Below are 22547 nucleotides of genomic sequence, written 5' to 3'. Positions count from 1 at the left end.
TACGTTATCAAAATTATTACTTAAGTGCAGTGTCATTATTATCCTTATACCAGTCAGTCAACGCTTCATCAAAAGTATAATGAAAATTGTATCCCGATTTAGCCAATTTCGCACCATTAACATTGGTAGAGATCATTAGTTTTTTTACACGATCTGGATGGATTCCTAATTTTTTACCACCTAATGAACCTATAATATTTGCAGCAAACATCAACAGTCCTGCAGGAATTTTCTGAATATTCCTTTTCATATTGGTAGCCTTCATCATAGATTCAGAAATCTGTTGAATGGTAAACGCTGGTTCATAAGTACAATTGAAAATATCATAACCAGGATTGGAAGAATTAATTCTAAATAAGATAAAACGAACTAACTCCTTGACATAGATGCTAGCTTTGATGGTATCTTTTCTTCCTGCATAAAAAAACTTACGACCCTTTATTCCAAAATATAATCTTGTAAAGTTTCCATTTTCGCCTTTTCCAAAGACCACTCCGGGTCTTAAAATCGTTAATTCCCTCTCATTTTCGTTCTTTACCTGCCAGGCAATATGGATTTTTTCAGCAACTAATTTAGAGATACCATATGGTGTATTAGGTGTAGGTAAAGTGGTTTCAGTTTTCATACTCTCCGATGCGCCATATGGAGCAATTGATGATGTAAAAACGACCTTTCTGATACCAAACAAATCTGCAAATGCAGTAATATTTTCTGCGCCCAACATATTGGTTTCGAAATACTCGTGATCTGGATGACCTGGTGTGGTGTGAACAGCTGCTAGATTAATTATGACATCACGTTGATCAACAGAAATATCTAATTTGATCGGATTGCGGACATCACAGTTGATGTATTTGGATTTTCCGCTGTGATTATTTTCTTTAATATCTAAGTTATAAATAATACTATTAGGATATTTTTCTGCTAAAAGATTGACCAAGTGTGTTCCAATAAAGCCGGAACCTCCAAAAAGATAATAATTCATTATTTATTTTTTAAAAATTCATCATACTTTTCTACTACATATTTTTTGATTTCTTTCTTGAATCGCTCCTCTGAAAATTTTTCTGCGTGGCTTCTGATTCTATCGTAATTAAAAGTATTTCCTATCTGTTCAAATCGTGATACAGCTTCAATGATTGAGTCAGATGTTTGCTGATAAAAGTATAGTCCTGTTTCATTATTTACGACAGTTTCTAGAGAGCCACCCTTTCCAAAAGCGATAACAGGTGTCCCACAAGCCTGAGCCTCGATTGGAATCATTCCAAAATCTTCATCTGCTGCAAAAACAAATGCTTTAGCTTTCTGCATATTATCTTTCAGTATATCAAATGGCTGATACCCCATAACAGTGATATTGGACTTTGCTATTTTTTTTATTTTTTCGTAATCTGGCCCTGATCCTATAACCCTTAATTTTTTATCTGGCATCTGGTTAAAAGCTTTCACAATTAAATCGATTTTTTTGTATGGAACTAATCTGCTACTGGTTAAATAAAAATCTTCTTTTTCCAAACAAAGTGTGAAATTGGATATATCTATGTTTGGATATATTGTTACCGAATCTCGTCTGTAGGTTTTTTTTATTCTTTTTCCCACGTTATTAGAATTACTAATAAAATGATCTACCCGGAAACTTGATAAAACATCCCATTTTCGAATTCTATGTAATAGATATCTTGCTAAAAAACTTTTAAATCCTTTTGTAAGACCACCTTCTTCAAGATATTCATTATACATATCCCATACATATCTTATAGGTGAATGGCAATAGGAAATATGTAGTTGATCAGCTTTTGTAAGAACTCCCTTGGCTACAGCATGAGATGATGATATAATCACATCATAACCTCGCAAATCAAATTGCTCTATAGCATAAGGAAAAAGAGGAAGATACATTTTGTACTTTTTAGCACCAAAGGGAAGCTTTTGGATTAAAGAGGTGTTCACTTTTGAATAGTTGATCCCAAGCTCTTCACATACTCCTTTATCTGCGACCAATGTATAAATATCAGCTGTAGGGAAAATATCAGTTATTGCTTTTACAACTTTATCTGACCCTCCTACTGAGACTAGCCATTCCTGAATAATTGCGACTTTCATAACTTTAAAATAGTATTAATGACTTTTGATCTCAAAAATTAATAAATTATATGTTTAAATCATATAAATATATAATTTAATATTTTATGGATGTTATAATATTTATTAATTTAAGAGTATTTTTTCTCCAATTGTATTGTTTTCATTATTTATTCAATTTATTACTAAATTTTTTTTTCTAGTTTCATCATCTGAAATTAGTTCTATTTGCTTTACAAGAGAAGAAACATTATATGGGTCATAATACACTTTCTCCAAATATCTCTGGAAAACAACTGGCTTTTGAAAGAATAGATGGTGTTCCACATTTTTTGCGTTTCAAGTGGTGGGGTACCTGGTGATTTGGCTGTCTTTCTAATAAGAAATTATATAAAAAAAAAGAAATCTTTTCGAGTATGTCTGGAAAAGCCTCAAAACCAACATCATGAATATCAGAAGATTTTTTTATTAAAATAATGGAGCCGTATTACAAAGATTAATCAGTAATGGAGAACCTTGTTTTTCTAGAACCTAGGCAATTCTATCTGTTCCTATATAAATGGCATTTGTGTTTCCCTGTTTTCCCAACCTCTAATTCAGATGCTATATCTTTGTGTATTATATCTGTGAGTGATATAAAGATGACATCAGACTTAAACTATTTTCTTTAATATTTTAGAGATTTCAATTGCGAAGCGTTGAACACCAGTTAAAGGCTGGGTTAAAGTCTTTGGATATATTAAAATATAAGTCTTTCCAATTATCATTTGACCATTGCTCATCTAATTTTTTCAACCTGCCCAACCACGGATGAAAAATTGCTATTTTCTTAGACGTATTTAATCCTAATCTACTAAGATCAAATTTTTTATTAATAAGTTGTGGATTATTACTATTAGCAATATGTAATGAATTAATCAACGCCCTATAATTGTCTATTTCATGCTTTTCATGGCTGTGATCATTAGATCCCAAATTGAGAATAGCTATTCTTTTTATGATATTAGGAAGTACAGTTTTTCTTTTGAAAAAACCGAGTATAAATAATACAGGAATACCAATGTATCTATCTAACTTATTAAATATATGATTACCCTTTTCCATTATTCTTTTACTATCATACTTCCTATCATTCTTTTGTGTTTTTTTGATCATCCTTATTATTCAGCAATCTCTTGCAAGATTAAGCAATTTTTTAAATTATTTCCAAACAAATTTTAATTTCACGAACTAAATAATTCATCAATAATGGAAAAATGTTTTTTTGCAGAGAGCTCCCATGTGAATTGACTAGAACGCTCCTTACCTTTTTTTTGTAACTCCTCTGATAAAATATCATCCGTGGAGATTTGAACAATAGACCTAGCTATGTCATCTGGATCAATTGGATTAAAGTACAAGACAGAATCTCCACATATCTCTGGCATACTAGCCGCGTTGGAACACAGTACAGGAACATTATACAACATTGCCTCCAACGGTGGCAAACCAAATCCTTCGTATATAGAAGGGAAAATGAAAGCAGTAGCGTTTTGATATAATACCGCTAGTTCCTGATCCGATACATGTCCAGTAAAATAAACTTTGTCCTGAAGATATGAATATTTATTCATGAGATCATCAATACGGTTATCACCATTTACAAACCCTTCTTTCTTTCCAATGATTATGAATTTTAAATTACTATCTCTATTTTCTTGCAAAAATTTTGAAAAACCCAACAATGCATTTATGAAATTTTTGTTAGGCTTTAAATTCCCCACCGACAATAAATATGGTATATATTCCGGATTATGAAAATTATTCCCTTCTAAAGATATTTCTGCAACTCCATTATGAATAACTTCGATTTTTTCTGGTTTGGAAAAATTAGAATACTTCAACAATTCTTTTTTTGAAAAATCTGAAACAGTAATTACTCTATCTGATTTTCGTAAGGCACTATTGTACATTATTTTTGCATAAATTTTTTCTTTGAAAGTCAATTGATTCAAAAATGCTAAGTGATACGCATCATGAATTGTGACAATTCTTCTTTTTGATTTAATAGGTAATAACGGTATGTTAAAATGCGGAGACCAAAAAATGTCTGATTCGGGGATAACAAATGGTAACTTCAATTGTTCCTTTATGGTGTATATTGGAACATCAAAATTGATTATATTAATCTCTGAGGCAAGAACACCAGAAGCAACAAGCTGTTTTTTTATAGAGTCTTCGTTTCCTAAAAGAATGACCTCATATTCCTTTGTCTTTTGCAAAAGATGAAGGACAATATTTTGTAAATAACGACCAATACCAGATGAAAAATACATCCTACAATCAATAACTATTCTTCTCATCTTGTTATATTACGAATTATGGTTTAAGAGACAACTTACGGGTAAGTTTTGTACCCTGTACTTTGTACAGACCATAATTAGCTTCTGCAGGTAAAATATTAGCCTTGTTTAGATTACGGTTCTCATCAAGAAGCTGATAAATAAAAATCGCCTCAATATATTTTATACTTTTAAGTTTCTTTATATTTTCATTTACCCATTTTGATTGTTTTGAAACATCTGCATGAGTACTGCCTTCTGGATAATTGAATTCTGTAATCCAAATAGGCTTTTTGTATACATCATACATTTTTTTAAAGATTGCGGCATCACCAGGTTTATATCTATTATTACCTATGATATCGATATCAATATTGAATTTTTTCATTTCTTCAAAAAAATGATAATCATCCAACGCAACACCAACAAGTATCTTGACCGATTTATCTACACTTTTGATTCCGTTTATAAAGCCTTTCATATATCCCATGAGAATCACTTCTTTACGAGTATCATAAACAAACACTCCATCTTCTGGAATCTTGCCGTCTTTAACTATCCTAAGATTGTATTCGTTTCCAACTTCAATTACGGGGAAGTACTTTGCATTTTGAGTAGCTACTTTTCGTCCTTCTGTAAAACCTTTTTCATACACATTAGAAACAGAATCAAGGACTTCTGATGAAGGAATCAAAATACTGGGAAGTAACTTAACATTATATTTTTTAGCAACAGCTATAAGATCAGTAAGTGTACCATTAGTATATCTTATAGTGCCATCTGGATTAAAAGTTGCTTCGAATCTATAATAGGAAAAATTATTCTTTTTCAATAGCTGCATTTGCTGCTCAAAACTGAATGGTCTGTAATCTTCTGAATATAATGGATGACCATTTACTCCTGATATTATTTGAGCTTGGAGATTTAAACTTCCAATCAGCAGTAGCAGTAAAGATATATTTTGTCGCAAAACAATTTTTATATTCTTAAACTTTTTCATTTGTGTTTTTTTAAATATTTAGTTTTTAATATTATCCAGAATCGCTATGATTTGATGTGCACTTTTTTCCCAAGAAAATCTCTTACTATTTTCGTACCCTTTTTGAATAAGATCATTTCTAAGATTATTATTAACTAACAAACTTTGCATTTTTTCTTTCAAATCTTCTAAATTAGTTGGTTCAATATACAAAGCACTATCAGAAAAAACCTCAGGCAAAGAACTTCTGTCAGAGACAATTACAGGACATCCACAGGACTGTGCTTCTAACGGAGGTATGCCAAATCCCTCATATAAGGATGGAAAAATAAAACCTCTGGCATTATTATACATCTTTTTCAAATCATTATCGTCTACTCTTCCAAGAAATTTGATATTCTTCACACTTTGATATTCTGCAATATTCAAATCATTCTTAGTTTCTGACAGCATTTTTCCAACAACCCGAAGTTCTATATCTGGATATATTTTTATTAAAAGCTTGAAGGCTTCTAAAAGTGATACCAGATTTTTATTTTGCTTTGTAGAGGATAAAGTCATAAAATAATCGTTACCCGTATGATCTATCTTTTGATCTGCCACAAAATCCTGTACAACTGCATTATATATTACAGAAATTTTATCTCCATTAATCTTATAATAATCAATAATTTCTTTCTTTGAAAACTCACTAACTGTTAGTATATGTTTCGATGTTTTGAGTACTAGAGGTGTCAGTATTTTATAAAAATAAAAAAATTTTCTGGTACTAGACTTTGGAAAACGAGCGAAAGTAATATCATGTAATGCTACAATCTTATTGTTATAGCCAATAGGCGATGAATTTGCAAGACTTAGCAACAATGGCGAACCAATACTTTTCAAATACTTTGGAAGATCTATTTGCTCCCAAAGGTGCCCCGTATTTTTACCGATAATTTTTGCATCTAATTCTTGCTGTATGTCTTTATGTAATACATCCTTTGAAGTCACAAACTGGACTTCTCCTTTCAGATCTCTTTTCAATATTCGTGAAAGTTCTAACGCAAAACGCTGGACTCCCGTTATTGATTGTGTCAAAAACCTTGCATTGATAACTAACATAAAACCTAACTTTAAAGAGTATGTTCCTTCATTTTTTGAAACCTAGATAAATATAATTTATTTTTAGCAACATCTTCTTTTCTTCCCAATAGCCTATAACAGAATGCTATGATATGATATGAAATAATTTTTTTAGTCAAAAACCAACGAAAACTATAATTGTTTTTTTCAAGATATATTTTTGCTGCATCATAATTATACTTAAAATTATTCTCTGAGGAAACACCTGTTCTATCATCTATCAGGTGTTTGTATTCAAAATTTTTGACAAATTTGGTCTTGTAATTCTTATTCAAGAAACGTTTGGTTATATCTGCCTCTTCACAGCATAAAAAAATACTTTCATCAAACAGCCCTATTTCTTCGAATTTTTGTTTGTCCATAAATAGTAATGCCCCTGATAGATAACTGTATTTCTCAATATAAATATTGAGCTTATTAAGTAAATTAAATAGAGGTGCTGTAATTATGAAGAAATCATACTCCATCCTATTTAGAAAAGATACATCTCTTCCTCCGAACTGTTTTCCCCCTATCAATGCAAGATCTTTATCTTGTTGAAAAAGTTCTAATACTTTTTTGAACATTGGTCTCAAGAAAAGTATATCAGGATTTGCAACACATACATATCTCCCCTTACTAGCTCTTATTCCAACATTATTCCCCTGTCCGAATCCTTTGTTATCGGTATTTTTAATAACATTGATAAGATCCCCAAATTCTTTTTTTATGAGTTGTTCCATTTCTAAAAAAACTTCCATAGGACTATTATCCACCACAATAATTTCCAGCTGGTCACTTGGAATATCTGACTGCTGAATCACTGATTGTATACAATTTATAATATCACTATTAGAAAGATATGTAAGAATAATTACGGATAGAGATTTCATTGTTAATAATAAAAAGATTTTAAATAATTGATAGATTTCAACATTACATCAAGTTCATGGAGATAATGATTGTCTTTTGCAATGAAATCTGGAAAAATATAGTAAAAGCATGTCACAATAATATGTATCATCATAAATACCAAAAATTTGGTAAATCTTTGTTTATGATTCAAATCCTTTATTATATATAAATAAAAAATAACCCAGATAACGATAAATGGTATTACGTATCTATGTCCCAAAACTGGTGCTACAAAAGCAGGCGGTATAAATATTACTGGAAAGAAAGTTAGTTTATAGAGATATTGATAAAGCTTATCATTTTCATATTCAGGAAATATTTTAATCATCTTTTTATTCTCAATGTATAAAAAGGTAATATAAATTATATATGGAAAAGCATTAAAAAGACCTCCTAAAAAACTACTGGTGGCATCATCTTCAAAGTAGGCACTAAAATGCAGTAGTATAGCCATCAAACCAGTTTTTAATGCTATTAATATTATTACTGAAGATACCGCTGTAGCAACTAATATTTTTTTTAAATATTTTTGTTGGGATATGTAAAACATTGGTATCAATATTAATAGCAAAACCAATGCAGAATGGCAAAGAACTCCCAAAACCAAAAGTGGTAAGGAAATCAATAAATTTCTTTTATACAAAAGATAATAGAAGCCAATCTGAATGATGGGTAATCCTAAAAAAAACCTCAGCTGGTTGACAGAATGGACATAGTTTATTACTACAAATACAAGCATTACATAGAAGTAGTTTCTTGTAAATTTTCTGATTAAAAAATAGTATAGAACATTAATAGCTACGATATGGAATTTGAATAAGTCTTCAAACGGCAGTCCCCATTTTTTGAATAATAATGTGAGGCTGTAATAGACCTTATCGGTTGTATCTTCTTCATATTTAAAAAACCAATAATACATTTGCCAGTCTGCAGTGTAAGTAACGCCTACAGAAAACACCAAAATCAAAGCAAATAGAAAAATGTTAAAAAATAGCGATACAAATCTTCCCGACAGATTCTCAACAATCAGTCCGAATATAAAATGAAGTAAAAAAATGAGAACGATTATTAGCACTACTATTAATTTATTTTATCAAACAATCCTTTAAACAAACCTTTAAAAAAAGATTTTAGTTTTTCTTTTTTATCATCTTCTGAAAAAATTATAGAAAAAAACCTGATACCTACATAATGTACAACAAAGTGTCTTCTTTTATAAAAACCAAAAAATTCTGGGTATTTTCTCCAAATGTAAAGTTGGTTTCTTAACAGATAATAAGTTCGGAAAGCTGAATAATTATTTGCCCATTTACCAAAAAAAGAATCATCAGAATACCCTAGCTGATGTGTTAAAACAACATCTGTAAAAATAATTGTCTTCTTATCAAATTCTCTATTCAACCGATAACAATATTCAAAATCAACAGCATCTATAAACAATTTTTCATCAAAGAATATATCTTCTCTGAATAGTTCAACTGGAAATATAGAACCTGAAGTAATACACTCTTCCACTGTTGTTATACCTGTGGAATCTTTCTTATATGCTAATTTATCATTGGACGCATAATTGACACCAAACGCTCCTACGTTTGAAAAATCACCGTCTATGATTAATTGTTTGAACTTCTCTAGCATTCCCTTTTCGAAAAAACTATCTTGGTCCATAGTAAGTAAATGGGTAAATCCATTCTCAACAGCATATCGAGCAGCTGCATTCAAAGCTTTTCCCATACCTACATTTTTCGCTTCTCCTAGGAAAATCAGCTTTCCATTTTCTTTATCTAATTCTTCTTTATTATATTTTATTTGATTGGTAGGTGTATTTTCCCATACAATCAATTGATCTACGTGAGGGAGATATGTTTTGATATTCTTTTTCAAATCATGAAAATCTGGAACATATGTTACAACTACCGATAATAATTTCATTAATTTTTTTTAATTATTTTTTATTAACTCTATGTTTATATTAACAAGTTAAATATCATTTCAAAATTTATATATGCCATTTCAAATTTGATATTAAAAACGTAAATATATAAAACAGCTTATCTAAAAGCAACCTATTTTTAGACTTGCTTCCGTAATTTTTTGAGCATTGTCTTGTTGACTTTTTCTGAAATAGATTCTTTCATAACATCAATAAACATTTTGAAAAATCTATTATCAAATATATTTGGAAATATTACACCTACAGCAGATAGATATTTTTTTTCTGCTTTAAGGATTACAAATTTCTCAATTTCAATTTCTGCCTGCTTTTGTTTTTCATTTGCTCCTAAAATTGAAGTGTCTGGAGATGAACTTTTTAAAAATTTTGCAAATAGTTCTCTTAAAATGATATCATATTTTTTTTTGAATATCTCTTTTGATACTTTAGATTTTGCTATCACACTATTCTGATGATATCGGAAATAATTTAATGGAGATGTATTAAAACTTACTTTTCCAACGGTTGCAATTTTAAGCCAAGTTAACCAATCACTGCAGTACTTCAGAGTTGTATCAGCGCCTCCAATCTCCAAGTAAGCTAATTTTTTGAAAACTAGCGAACTAGCATTAGGTATCGTATTTTTAAATAAGAGTGATCTTTTTATAAATTCTGATCCTTCTAAAACAAAATCAGTTAAAAAAAGATCTTTGTCTGTTGATTTCATAAAATCCAGCCAGCTTCCTGTAACACTGCCTTTATGATCCATTCGGTACGACTGGGAAAAACTAAGCACAATTTTTTCGTCTGACATTATCGGAGCCATTATTTTTTCTAAGAATAAAGGGGACGCGACATCATCTGACTCGGCGATCCATATATAATGGCCCTTTGCTGCTGAAATTCCTTTATTCCATTGTTTAAATGTACTACCGGAATTAACTTCATTAAATATAACTTGGGAAACCTTTGGATGCAATCTGTATTCTTCTATAATATCTCTGCTATTATCTTTTGAGCAGTCATCCATTAAGATGACTTCATAGTTGTTATAGGTCTGAGCAATTACAGATTCTATTCTCTCTTTAAGAAATGAAGAATGGTTGTAATTAGGTATGATTACTGATACTAAAAAATCTTTTTCCATCATAAGATTTTAGTGAATTTTAAGATTAATCTTAGCAAATATCGTTTTACAGAAATCATTAATGAGCTGTATCTTAAAAACAAATCCCATAATGATAAAATAAAATAGTGTACATATAATTCCCGTGATAACGACAACCACATACTGATTGCTTGAGAATAAATAAATCAGATATTTAACGCCAAAGAAACTGCTGCATGTGAGCACAGAATATGAAATCATTTTATAAGGTATCCTGATTTTGCACAATTTATAGCTTAATACAAATAGAACCACAGAAACAAGAACCTCTGTACTCAAGCTGCTTATAGCACTTCCAACATTACCAATATACGGAATTAATAAAAAATTAAGCAAAAGACTGCAAACCACACCAATGATGGAGCAGCTCATCATATACTTTTCTCTATTGTAGGGAAGTAAAATCTGATAGTTTACCAGAGCAAATCCAATAGGAATAATGATAAATGATAAAACTCGAAAGGCATCCAGAGCTGGAAGATATAACTCTCCTGCAAATATCAAAATGAATTCCTTAGATAATACAAACAGTCCAAAAGCGATCGGAATACTTATTATGAATGAGAAACTCATTGATTTATTTAATAAATTTCTAAACTCATCACCAAATTCCAGAGATGACAATTTGGGCAGCAAAACCGAAGTAAGTGCTGAAAGAAGAGCTATAGGAATCTTACTAAGTTTCATGGCTGTGCCGTAATAACCCACTTCTGTATTATTCTTCATAAAACCTAATATTACAGAATCCAAAAGTACATACACACTTGTAATAACAGTAAGTGAAAATAGAAGAATCAGAGATCTCAAGTGTTGTGTAAAATTAAGATCCTTGAAAGTAAAACTCGTACTCTTGTGAGCGAATATCATGCAGATGATACCTGTAATGACATTTCCTATTAGATTAAAGCTGTAATATAGAATTCTGTCCTCCGGTGTTTTTATAAAAATAAAAATGCACGTAATCGTTAAAACTCTGATGATAATGGAAATAGTGGAGATAAATGCAAATTTTTCCATACCGGCGAAAAACCAATTGATTAGAAAAACGTTGCTGATTATTATGCCGATACCTATCATACACAGCTCATATTCAACCGTTAGTTTAGGAATCATCTGCGCGAGAATCCAAAAAACAATTGAAAACAAAGTTGAAAGCACCGTGTGGATAATGATCAATTCAGAATAAGTTTTTGACAACTTTTCTTTATCATTTTTTATCCGTGCAATTTCGCGAACACCGTACATAGGAATTCCCAAGGCACTCGCCACTACCAAATACTGAACGAAACTATCAATAAAAGTAATGGTTCCTAAACCATTGGGCAGTAAAACTCTCGTTACATAAGGAAAAGTAATGATCGGAAAAATGATCTGACTTACAGACAGTATTGCATTAAAAGCAAAGTTTTTTTTGACACTCATTATAATTTCTCTTACAACTTAACAGATAGCTATCGCTAAGCCTATCTACCCGGAATAAACTTATCTAGCAGCTTACCGAAAAAACCTTTTTCTTCCGCCTGATATCCGTATCCATATTTATTACCGTATCCGAAATTTGTTTTATGAACATCATTCAGAACAAATCCTACATTTTTTATTTTTTGAGACTCAACGTTTTTATTAGCAAATGCTATAAAATCTTTCTCTGTCACCTCAGATCTAGTTACATAAATGGTAGCATCTGCAAACTCAGAAATAAGGAATGAATCCGTCACAAGCATCAATGGTGCAGTGTCTAGAATGATGAATTCGTATTTGTCTTTCAGAGATTCTAATAATAGCTGATATCTTCCATTTTGCAGAAGATCTGCCGGATTCGGAGGAATACTTCCTGAATAAATGAAGTCACAATTTGGATTAAATCCACTTGGATGTATAATATCCTGTACATTTTCCACCCCACCGTATAAAAATTCTGTAAGACCTTCTGAGCCTTTCATAGAAGGATTATATCTCTGCAATTGTGGATTTCTGATGTCTGAACCTATTACCAAAACTCTTTTCTGAAGAGAGGCCAATGCTAATGCTAGATTGACAGAAACAAATGTTTTCCCTTCACCCTTCACGGTAGAAGTAATCAATATGATACTGGCATCCGCTTTTTTGGGAAGCATAAACGTCGTATTCGTCACGAGGATCCTGAATGATTCTGCCAGTGGCGTTACGTCATTCATCTGTACCAATTCACTTTCTTTACTAGAGATTCTAGGAATTTCTGCCAGTACAGGAACCTTTGTCAACTTATCCATATCATGCTTCCCTACCAACTTATTATTGAATAGATCTCTCAAGTAGATATATGCAAATGGCAACAATAATCCTAATATAACGGAGCCAAGTAGTACCAGCATTTTCTGAGGTGCCACAGGTTTTGGTGAAGTGTATGCAAAATCAACAACTCTTGCTTTATCACTTGTAATAGCCATTGAGATCGCAGCCTCTTCTCTCTTTTGTAAAAGCAATAGATATAGATTTTCTTTGATTTGTTGCTGTCTTTCAATATTTCTAAACAGTTTTTCCTGCGTAGGCACTTTATGAATTTCGGAATCGCTGGATGCATTTTCACCCACCACTTGATTCTTCGTAACACTTAAAGATATCAACCATCGGTTTAGATTTTCTCTCATTGCGTTTTTCAGTGAGTTCAAATCTTTTGTAATTTCTAGAACTAATGGATTTTCAGGTGTTGCGTTTTCCAATAGTCTTGTTCTATCCATTACCAGTTTGTTGTAAGCAACGATGTTAGATGTCGCATTTTGATTATCCAAACCAATATTGGTCGGCAAAACCTGATAGTTGTTGGCCTGGGCATTTATATAATCCAGAAGCATTCTTGCGAGCTCAATCTGAGTATCCAATTCCAAAGTTTTTCTTCTGGTCTCGGTAGAGATCTGCAAATTAAGTTTGGCCTCGGTTGGGATGTCAACAATGTCATTGCTGATTTTAAAATTCTCCTTCTGTGTTTCTACATCTCCTAATTCTTTCGAAATGATAAGAATTCTCTCATCGATAAAATCTTTGGTCTTTTTTGACTCATTATTTTTATCGTATGTAGCATAATCATTATAAACTGTTACGATATCATTCAGAATATCTTTTGCTTTGTCCTGATTGGCATAGTTGATTGTAAGACCTATTACGGTTGCATCTTTATCAACAAGATCGATATTAATTGATTTATGAAGGCCGTCTGCAGCGTTCTCCAAAGTGGAATAAGTGAAATATAAATCATCCAATTTCATCTTTTTAACCCTTTTACGGTTAAGATCTGGATTCCTAGTAACGATTAGATTCGCATAAGGTAGACTTATTGTTTTGTTAAAAGTTCCTGTCACAGGCTTTTTTAGCTCATCAGAACTTAGAGTAATTTCGTCCCCTTTTATTTTAATATCAATAGGCTTCTTCGGAAGTTCTTCGAAAGATTTTTCATTAAGGACATATATATTTACCGGATTGGTATCCTTGTAAAGCTCAACATCGTAATATTTTTCTCTGGAATAAATAGAAGTTTGTAACTTTTTGTTGCTCACAACATCTGCTACAATTCTTTTGGACTTGAAGATTTCCAATTCGTTTTCGATACTGTTTGTACCCATCCCGGCAAATCCACCCAGACCAGATAATACTCCAAAATCTCCCGAAGCGCTAGACATCTTTTTCGCATCTTTGATAAGGACAGATGATTGTACTCTGTAAACTGGAACCGTTAATTTGATATAGATAACAGCTAATATTAAAAAACTAATAACCCCTAGTACAAACCAATACCACTTTTTAGTATAAGGCTTGATAAGTTCTCTTAAATTGATTTCTTCTTCTTTTCTCGTAACGTCCATTTAAGTATTATTTATTATTATAACCGTAGCCATACTTGTTACCATAGCCAAAGTTTTCTTTTGTCAAATCATTCAGAACAAAAGCTACATTCTTCAATTTACCAGATTCCACGGCTTCATTTGCAAAATCAATGAGTGATTTTTCCGTAAAATTGGATCTGGTAACATACAATTTGAGATCTGCATACTGCGAAATTGTCAACGTATCTGTCACCAGCAACAGAGGAGCCGTATCTACTACAATATATTGATATTTTGTTTTCAGCTCATCCAACAAGACCTTCAATCTTCCATTTTTCAACAGTTCAGTTGGATTTGGAGGAATTGTCCCTGAATAGATGATATCACCCTTGTCACTGACAGGATTTTTGAAAATCACTTCATCTGCAGTTACATTTTTATCATATAAAAACTCAGTCAATCCTTTATCTAGTCCTTTTTGTATCTTATATCTCTGCAGTTGCGGATTTCTAATGTCTGCCCCTATGATGATGACCTTGTCTTTGCTGGAGTTTGCCAGAGACAGCGCCAAATTCATCGAAACAAAGGTTTTACCTTCTCCTTTTATAGATGATGTGACGTAGATAATTTTGCTACTGCTACTCTCATCCATCATAAATCCAATATTGGTCGTCAATATCCTAAATGCTTCTGCCAAAGGTGAGAAGTCATTGTGGCGTATCAGATGATCAATATTCTTACTGATTGCCGGAACCTCTGCTACAATTGGGATTTCTGTCAAGTCTTTCAGATCATTCTTAGAAACAATTTTATTATTGAAAAACTCCTTCAGGTAAATGATGACAAAAGGAATCGCCAGACCAATCATTAAACTTATAAAAAAAATGATCATCTTTTTAGGTGCCACAGGCTTGTCCGAAACAAAGACAGGCTCTACTACACGTGCTTTTGGAGCCACTACAGCAAGGGAAATTGCGGTCTCTTCTCTTTTTTGCAGTAAAAGAAGATACAGATTTTCCTTGATTTGCTGCTGCCTTTCCAAACTCCTAAAAAGCTTCTCCTGAAGCGGAATTTTGGTTATTTTGGAACCTATTTTATTTTGCTCAGATTGGTACTCATTCAACGCAAATTGCAAAGCTACTTTATTTTTCTGCAAAGATTCGGAAACAGATCTTTTCATAGAATTGATCTGTTGCGTGATATCCACGACCAATGGGTTTTGAGGCGTAGCATTTTCCAGCAATCTGTTTCTATCCATCACCATTTTGTTGTAAGTGGCAATGCTGTTATTCGACTCTGCGCTTTCCAGACCAATATTGACTGGTAAAAGCTGATAACTATTTTGCTTACTAAGATAAGAAATCAGGTCATCATTCAGTTCCAACTGGGCATCAAGCTCCAATTGCTTCTTTTTGGCATCCGCAGAACTTTCCAGACTGATTTTAGCCTCAGTCATAATATCTGTAATCTTGTTTTCACTTTTGAATCTTTCTTTTTCAGATTCTACATTGCCAAGCTCTTTGGATATTTTATCAATTCTATTATCAATGAACTCTTTTGTTTTCTGAGATTCTGAATTCTTATCCAGGATCGCATCCTTGTTGTACGCGTCAATCAAAGAGTTGATGATTGTCTTAGCCTTATCCGTCTGTGCATAATCCACAGAAAGATTAATGACTGTCGCATCTTTGTCCGCAAGATCTACTTTCACCATATTCTGAACATTGGATGCACAAGATTCTAATGGCGAAAAATCAACTTCCAGCGTATTGCCAATATCACCCGCCTTTTCTTTATCAAATTTGATATTCTTTGTGATGATAATATTGGCAAAAGGAAGACTGATCGATCTTCCATATTCAATTTCTTTTTTGAAATCAAATTCCTCAGATTCCAATATGACTTTATTGTTTTCAAAAGTAATTAGGAAACTTTTTTCCGGATACTTCTTGTTCTTTTTTTCATTAATTATATGAATGACAATAGGAGAAGTATCTCCAAAAAGTTCTTTTTTCTTGATTTGGGAACTTGTATGTACAGAAGTCTGCAACTGATTGATTGCTACAACATCCCTGATTAGTTTTTTTGTTTTGAAAACTTCAAGTTCATTTTCTATGCTGTTGGTACTCATTCCGCCAAATCCGGAAAGTCCTTCTAAGACTCCCATATCGCCTGCTCCACCTAAGGCTTTTTTGGCATCTTTGATAAGTACAGCACCCTTTACATTATAAACTGGAATGGACGTCTTAATATATAAGATGCCCAAGATTAGACAAAGAAGAATACTTACTAAGAACCAATACCATTTGGAAAGGTATGGTTTAATAATTGCTTCTACGTCAAAATTTTGGAGGTTATTTGTGTTTTTTTCCATCAAGTATAAACTAAAATGAAGTTTATCTAAATAATAGTGCTAGTAGACCTACCAGTACCGAAGCAATTGAGATAAAAATTCCTGCCTGAGGTCCGTATGCAGAAGAGTTTTTTCTCGTATTGTTTGGTGAAACGTAGATCACATCATTTTGTTTTATGTAGTAATAAGGAGAATTGAATAATTCTGCATTGGTAAGGTCTATATACTCTTTAGTTGTAGCACCATCTATATTTCTTATCACAAGAACATTCTTTCTTTGGCCATAGATGGTAAGATCTCCAGCCATACCCAATACACCAAATAAGGTCATAGACTGTCCATCCGGAATAAGGTAAGTACCAGTTTTATTCACTTCCCCCAGGACTGTAACTTTGAAATTGGTATTTCTAACATTTACGCCGGGATCTTTAATATATTGTTTAAGTCTCTCTTTTATCAAATCACGAAACTGCTCCAAATTTTTACCATTGGTGCTAAGCTCTCCAAGAATAGGGTATTGAATATTTCCTTTAGAATCCACTAAGTAAGTTGGACCAGAAACAGATGATTGCCCCTGTGCAGGAAGATTACTACTAGATATTGAAAATTGTGAAATATCGCTGGAAGAATAATTCTGATTGAATGGTTTAACAACCTCCATATCCTTAGCGGAAACATTAATCACTAACTGATCACCCGGCTGAATAGTAAAAGTTGAAGTTTGGATCGATGTTTGAATTGCTGTCTGCTCTATATTCTTCATGTAATCGATATCCTCTTTTACTTTACATGAAAAAATTACACAAAACAATGAAGCCATAAAAATTATGGATAAAGCTCTTCTCATAAATGATTTCTTAAATTGAAGGTTTGCAAATATAGGGATTCTTATTTATCTAACGATTCATATATAGAATTATTGCTTTTAAATTCTTTTACGATAGATTTTAGTATCCTCACAATTTCTTGCTTCTCTTCTTTCTTAGAAAAATCAATCACCAGTTCAGTTAATTCGTCGATTTCTTCAAATGCCATAGATGGATCTTTGGAAATCATAATTTTCTCGTGGGAGGTTGGTAATGTGCGCGCATTATCACTCAAGAGCTCTTCATATAGCTTTTCTCCTGGTCTCAGTCCTGTATAGATAATCTTTATATCAATATCAGGCTCAAACCCAGATAACTTTATCATTCTTTTCGCCAGATCCAAAATCTTGACAGGTTCTCCCATATCAAAAACATAGATTTCGCCACCTTGTCCCATTGTACCAGCATTCAAAACCAATTCGCATGCTTCTGCTATGGTCATGAAATATCTTACAATATCCGGATGGGTAATTGTAACCGGCCCTCCTTTTTCGATTTGCTTTCTGAAATGAGGAATCACGGAGCCGTTGGAGCCTAAAACATTCCCAAAACGAGTTGTAATAAATTTCGTATGGTTGTTGTCCAGGTTTTGCAAAGACTGCACAAATAATTCTGCCACCCTTTTGGATGCACCCATTACATTCGTTGGGTTCACAGCCTTGTCTGTAGAAACCATTACAAATCTGTTTACTGCATATTTACTAGCAAGCAATGCCAGATTTTTGGTTCCCATTACATTTACCAATACAGCTTCGTGCGGATTTTCTTCTACTAGAGGAACATGTTTGTAGGCAGCCGCGTGATAAACCATCGAAAAATTATACTTTCTAAAAATAGGCTCCAAACGGCTAAGGTTAGAAATATCTGCTAACACAAATTTGAAATTGATGTGAGGGTAAGTTTCCTTCATTTCCAACTCTGTATCGTACAGAGGCGTTTCCGATTGATCCAAAATCACAATTTGCATAGGTTCCAAAAGTGCAACTTGTCTTACAATTTCACGACCGATAGAACCAGCTCCCCCAGTCACCAATACCGTTTTTTGGAAATGTCTCTTCTTGATTTCCAGATTATCCAGCTTTATGGGTCTTCTGTTAAGAAGATCTTCAATCTGTATTGTATTAATTTGATTGATGATCTCATTACTTCTCAACTTCTGAAGTGATGGTGCTTTATAAATTTTCAGATTGTATTCCAAAAAGATATTGACCCAAAAGTCCAACTCTTCTTTTTGTAATGTTTCTTTGATCACCAAAACTCCACTAACTTCATTATTGCCATTTTTCAGGTTATTTAGGAAGTTTACTTTGGTAATAATTTTTTTGTCTAGCAGCTTTATACTTGCCCTCTTGTTATGGTAAGAAATAAAACCGCGAATATCAAAAGGCAAATTAGGATTGGAAAGGATTACCTGCGCTATTGCAACAGAAGTATCATCATCTCCCAAAATATATATTTTTTTTCGGCTCCCGCTTCTTTTATTTTCTTTGATGATGTTGAAAAAACCTTTAACACACAATCTGAAAACAAATAAAAACAATGATGAAATCGCAAAATATAATCCTAGGAAAGGAATGAGAACCACTTTGACGTGAACACTCAGATAGTAAGTATAATTAATAATTACAATGGTAAGAATCCCACATAGGTTGGCCAAGAATATCTTGAAAAGATCCACAAAAGTAGAATGCCTGATAACACCGAGATATGTTTTGAATATATACATATAAAAAACATTCACCGCCACTATAAACAGGAATACATAAGGTAATGGGAAGACTTTGTAGTGATTTACCTCCAGACCCATTATCAGCAAATGCGACATGAAAAGTGAAGCAAGTACTATGAATACATCAATTACTAAGATAACCCATCTCGGAAAGAACTTGAGATCTGCAAGATCTAATACATTATCATTGAGTGAAAATCTCTTAAGATTTTTAACCTTTTCCATTGTTCTTGGTGGTTATTTTAAAATTGAAAATTATTAATTACTTCATAGATTCTTTTTTTATCATCATTTGTCAGGTTCGAACCAGAAGGCAAACACAAACCTTGGTTAAATAATTCTTCAGCTACATTTTCTCCGTAATACGGACAATCTTTAAAAACAGGCTGAAGGTGCATTGGTTTCCACAATGGTCGTGTTTCAATATTTTTTTCAGCAAATGCATTCATCAGGTCAAGATTTGTCCGTGTGGTTAAATCTTTATTTAATGTAATGCTGCTTAGCCAATGATTGGAGTAGAAATCTGAATTGGCTTCTGTGAAGACATTGACCGCTTCTATCTGAGAAAACAAATCTTTGTAAAAATCATGATTTGCTCTTCTTTGTGCTACTCTTTCCTCCAAAACTTCCATTTGGCCTCTTCCAATTCCCGCGCAGATATTACTCAATCTGTAATTATAGCCCACCTCCGAGTGCTGATAATGTGGTGCCTGATCTCTGGCTTGGGTAGAGAGGAAAATCGTTTTGGCTTTTTGATCCATATTATTCGTTATCAAAGCTCCACCGCCAGAAGTTGTAATGATTTTGTTACCATTGAAGGATAATAATGCAAACTCACCAAAGGTTCCACATTTTTGTCCTTTATAGGTAGAGCCTAGCGATTCTGCACTGTCTTCTACCAATGGAATATCATATCTGTTACAAACTTCCAAGATCTCATCCATCAGAGCAGGCATACCATAGAGGTGTACCACAATGACGGCTTTTGGCTTTTTATGATTTTTAATTCTATCCTGAATTGCAGTTTCCAAAAAAACAGGAGACATATTCCAGTTTTTCTCATCAGAATCTATAAAAACGGGAGTCGCACCCAGATATTTGATAGGATTGGCAGATGCTGAAAAGGTAAAAGACTGGCATATGACCTCATCACCATATCCTACACCTAATTGGATAAGCGCCAAGTGCAGCGCTGCAGTTCCCGAGCTAAGTGCAGAAGCAAATTTATTTTGATTAAGAAAATCTTCAATCGCTATTTCAAATTCATCTACATTTTTACCCAAAGGAGCAACCCAATTATGATCGAATGCTTCCTGAATATATTTCATTTCTCCACCTCCCATATGGGGCGATGATAGCCAAATTTTAGACTCCATTTATTTTTTAAATTCTGTATTTTTATCTATATTAAATGTTTCGCTGTATTTACAGTTGTGCAAAACAATATTATTCTCAAGAAATATTAATAGTATTTTTTTAATGATATTGTTTCAGTTAAAAAAAATATTAAATCATTTATCCCCAACAATTTTGCAAAGTTAGTTAATTTAATCAAAAAAAAATTCGATTTTCATATTTTTTACAGACATCTGTTTTCATTCTCGAAAACGGACATTCAATATTAAAAATATCTGCAATTCGAAAATTAATTATTCGATATATTTAATGACTTTGGCTGGATTGCCTACTACAATTACATTGTCTGGTACATCTTCTATCACCACACTCCCAGCACCTATTACAGACCATTTTCCAATGGTAACATTTTGTATGACGCAAGCTCCAATTCCCACCTGTGCGCCCTCGCCTACTTTCACATTACCTGCAAGAGCAGCCTGCGGAGAAATATGAGCAAAATCTTCAATTTTGCAATCATGATCTACGCTGGCGGAGGTATTTATAATGCAATGATTACCGATTTTTACTGATGAGTTTACAACCGCACCTGCCATCACAACATTGCCAATTCCCCATTGGCTATTTTTAGATACAACTGCAGCAGGATGGATAAGATTAACAGACTGATATTTAAAACTTTCCGAGTTCTTTTTCCTGTTCTGATTATTCCCAAGTGCAAAAAATAAATTCGCTCCTTCTTTTATACTTTCGAAGTTATGAGAAACTGGATAGTGCAAAACATCTTCTACAGTTTCATTCAGATCATAAATTCCTTTAATATTATAATCAAGCAGTTCCGCAATTTCTATGACCACCTTGGCATGACCTCCGGCACCTACTATGCAAATTTCTTCCTTCATCCTTTAAAACTTTCTGTTGTCGCCTGTCCTGCGGTATTGATTCCTTCGCTTTTAATCACCTTTTTCACTGTCAATAGTAAAATTTTGAAATCCAAAGCAAAAGACAAATGATCTACGTACCAGACATCATATTCAAATTTTTTCTCCCAGCTTATCGTGTTTCTGCCATTCACCTGTGCCCAGCCTGTGATGCCCGGTTTTATAAGATGTCTTCTTTTTTGCTCCTCGTTGTACAACTCGAGGTAGCTTACCAATAGCGGTCGCGGGCCTATGAAACTCATATCGCCCTTCAGCACGTTGATTAGCTGGGGCAATTCATCCAGAGATGTTTTTCTAACAAATTTTCCCATCTTGGTAAGACGAAACTCATCCGGCAGAAGATTGCCTGATTCGTCCTTCTCGTCCGTCATTGTTTTGAACTTTATGATCCTGAAAACCTTATCATTTTTACCTGGTCTTTCTTGAAAGAAGAATACATTCTTCTGATTGAAAAAATACAACAGGATAATGATGACAATGAACACAGGTAATAAAAACAGAACCAATGTCAATGCTAACAAAAAGTCGAAAAAGGGTTTAATAACATTTCTATACATAAGGGCAAAACAAATCCGAAATTAAGTAATTTCGGATTTTGATATTTTTAAATATTAATCTTTTTATTTTTCTTCTGATAATAAATAATCAGAGTCAAACCAGCCAGTAGCAGGACTGGGATGTAACCATTAATCGGCACCGGTTCTCCAGGGTTACCTGGCGCTTCTTCGTGATCTCCAGGCCCAGGAACACCAATTGATGATGATGTCTGCTCTGTTTCATTTGGATTGTACGTGCCTGGATTTGCTTCAGTCTTGGACGCTCCTGACGTTGACTGATTTTGATCAAAGACATTGTCTGTGAACTGAGCAAAAGACATAACACTAAAGGTTACATATAATAAAGTTAAATATTTTTTCATCTGCAGTTTAAAACTAAACATAATTTTCAAGGTGTAAATATATAAAAAATTGATAAAACTTAAATGAAGTTAATATTAAAT

At 32.9% G+C, this 22547-nt stretch carries 19 protein-coding genes; all 19 read right to left on the bottom strand.

All coding sequences use genetic code 11. The annotated features are described in order from the left end of the window. Positions 1-16: 16 nt before the first annotated feature. The 19 genes from PQ459_07550 to PQ459_07460 all read right to left on the bottom strand — a co-directional run bounded on the left by PQ459_07550 (position 17) and on the right by PQ459_07460 (position 22424). The gene (locus tag PQ459_07550) at positions 17-985 is read right to left on the bottom strand and encodes an NAD(P)-dependent oxidoreductase (GenBank protein ID WDF48325.1); all 969 of its coding nucleotides are present in this window, start codon (positions 983-985) and stop codon (positions 17-19) included. Then, positions 985-2103, bottom strand: a complete 1119-nt coding sequence (locus PQ459_07545) for a glycosyltransferase family 4 protein (protein WDF48324.1) — start codon at positions 2101-2103, stop codon at positions 985-987. The genes PQ459_07550 and PQ459_07545 overlap by 1 nt, the downstream gene beginning before the upstream one ends. 663 nt (positions 2104-2766) lie before the next feature. After that, positions 2767-3237, bottom strand: a complete 471-nt coding sequence (locus PQ459_07540; protein WDF48323.1) for a hypothetical protein — start codon at positions 3235-3237, stop codon at positions 2767-2769. Between the two features lie 68 nt (positions 3238-3305). Then, on the bottom strand, positions 3306-4424 hold the full coding sequence (locus PQ459_07535; GenBank protein ID WDF48322.1) for a glycosyltransferase family 1 protein: 1119 nt from the start codon (positions 4422-4424) through the stop codon (positions 3306-3308). Positions 4425-4440: 16 nt separating this feature from the next. After that, a complete protein-coding gene (locus PQ459_07530) occupies positions 4441-5403 on the bottom strand; it encodes a glycosyl hydrolase (protein WDF48321.1) in 963 nt (320 codons plus the stop codon). An 18-nt stretch (positions 5404-5421) separates the two neighbouring features. Next, complete coding sequence (locus PQ459_07525) at positions 5422-6486, bottom strand: glycosyltransferase family 1 protein (protein ID WDF48320.1); 1065 nt, start codon at positions 6484-6486, stop codon at positions 5422-5424. Positions 6487-6497: 11 nt separating this feature from the next. Continuing rightward, entirely contained in the window at positions 6498-7379 is an 882-nt protein-coding gene (locus tag PQ459_07520) for a glycosyltransferase (protein WDF48319.1), read from the bottom strand. 2 nt (positions 7380-7381) lie between these two features. Further along, positions 7382-8476, bottom strand: coding sequence for an EpsG family protein (locus PQ459_07515; GenBank protein ID WDF48318.1), 1095 nt, complete (start codon positions 8474-8476; stop codon positions 7382-7384). A gap of 5 nt (positions 8477-8481) precedes the next feature. Continuing rightward, on the bottom strand, positions 8482-9333 hold the full coding sequence (locus PQ459_07510; protein ID WDF48317.1) for a glycosyltransferase: 852 nt from the start codon (positions 9331-9333) through the stop codon (positions 8482-8484). A 140-nt stretch (positions 9334-9473) separates the two neighbouring features. Continuing rightward, a complete protein-coding gene (locus tag PQ459_07505; protein WDF48316.1) occupies positions 9474-10484 on the bottom strand; it encodes a glycosyltransferase family 2 protein in 1011 nt (336 codons plus the stop codon). Between the two features lie 6 nt (positions 10485-10490). Continuing rightward, on the bottom strand, positions 10491-11924 hold the full coding sequence (locus PQ459_07500) for an oligosaccharide flippase family protein (protein WDF48315.1): 1434 nt from the start codon (positions 11922-11924) through the stop codon (positions 10491-10493). Between the two features lie 41 nt (positions 11925-11965). Next, positions 11966-14341 carry a polysaccharide biosynthesis tyrosine autokinase gene (locus PQ459_07495; protein ID WDF48314.1) on the bottom strand — a complete coding sequence of 792 codons (2376 nt, stop codon included), beginning with the start codon at positions 14339-14341 and terminating at the stop codon, positions 11966-11968. Between the two features lie 7 nt (positions 14342-14348). After that, complete coding sequence (locus PQ459_07490; protein ID WDF48313.1) at positions 14349-16676, bottom strand: polysaccharide biosynthesis tyrosine autokinase; 2328 nt, start codon at positions 16674-16676, stop codon at positions 14349-14351. Positions 16677-16698: 22 nt separating this feature from the next. Then, positions 16699-17502 carry a polysaccharide biosynthesis/export family protein gene (locus PQ459_07485; GenBank protein WDF48312.1) on the bottom strand — a complete coding sequence of 268 codons (804 nt, stop codon included), beginning with the start codon at positions 17500-17502 and terminating at the stop codon, positions 16699-16701. A gap of 41 nt (positions 17503-17543) precedes the next feature. Continuing rightward, positions 17544-19475 (bottom strand): nucleoside-diphosphate sugar epimerase/dehydratase, encoded by a 1932-nt coding sequence (locus PQ459_07480; GenBank protein WDF48311.1) that lies wholly within the window; start codon positions 19473-19475, stop codon positions 17544-17546. A 17-nt stretch (positions 19476-19492) separates the two neighbouring features. Further along, positions 19493-20626, bottom strand: a complete 1134-nt coding sequence (locus tag PQ459_07475; GenBank protein ID WDF48310.1) for an aminotransferase class I/II-fold pyridoxal phosphate-dependent enzyme — start codon at positions 20624-20626, stop codon at positions 19493-19495. A 273-nt stretch (positions 20627-20899) separates the two neighbouring features. Then, positions 20900-21508, bottom strand: a complete 609-nt coding sequence (locus tag PQ459_07470; GenBank protein ID WDF48309.1) for an acetyltransferase — start codon at positions 21506-21508, stop codon at positions 20900-20902. Next, on the bottom strand, positions 21505-22104 hold the full coding sequence (locus PQ459_07465; GenBank protein WDF48308.1) for a sugar transferase: 600 nt from the start codon (positions 22102-22104) through the stop codon (positions 21505-21507). The genes PQ459_07470 and PQ459_07465 overlap by 4 nt, the downstream gene beginning before the upstream one ends. Before the next feature lie 47 nt (positions 22105-22151). After that, a complete protein-coding gene (locus tag PQ459_07460; protein ID WDF48307.1) occupies positions 22152-22424 on the bottom strand; it encodes a hypothetical protein in 273 nt (90 codons plus the stop codon). Positions 22425-22547 lie beyond the last annotated feature (123 nt).

Source organism: Chryseobacterium sp. KACC 21268, assembly GCA_028736075.1.
Taxonomy (GTDB): Bacteria; Bacteroidota; Bacteroidia; order Flavobacteriales; family Weeksellaceae; genus Epilithonimonas.
Note: the sequence above shows the minus strand (reverse complement) of the source record. Positions and strands in the feature narration are given on the sequence as shown.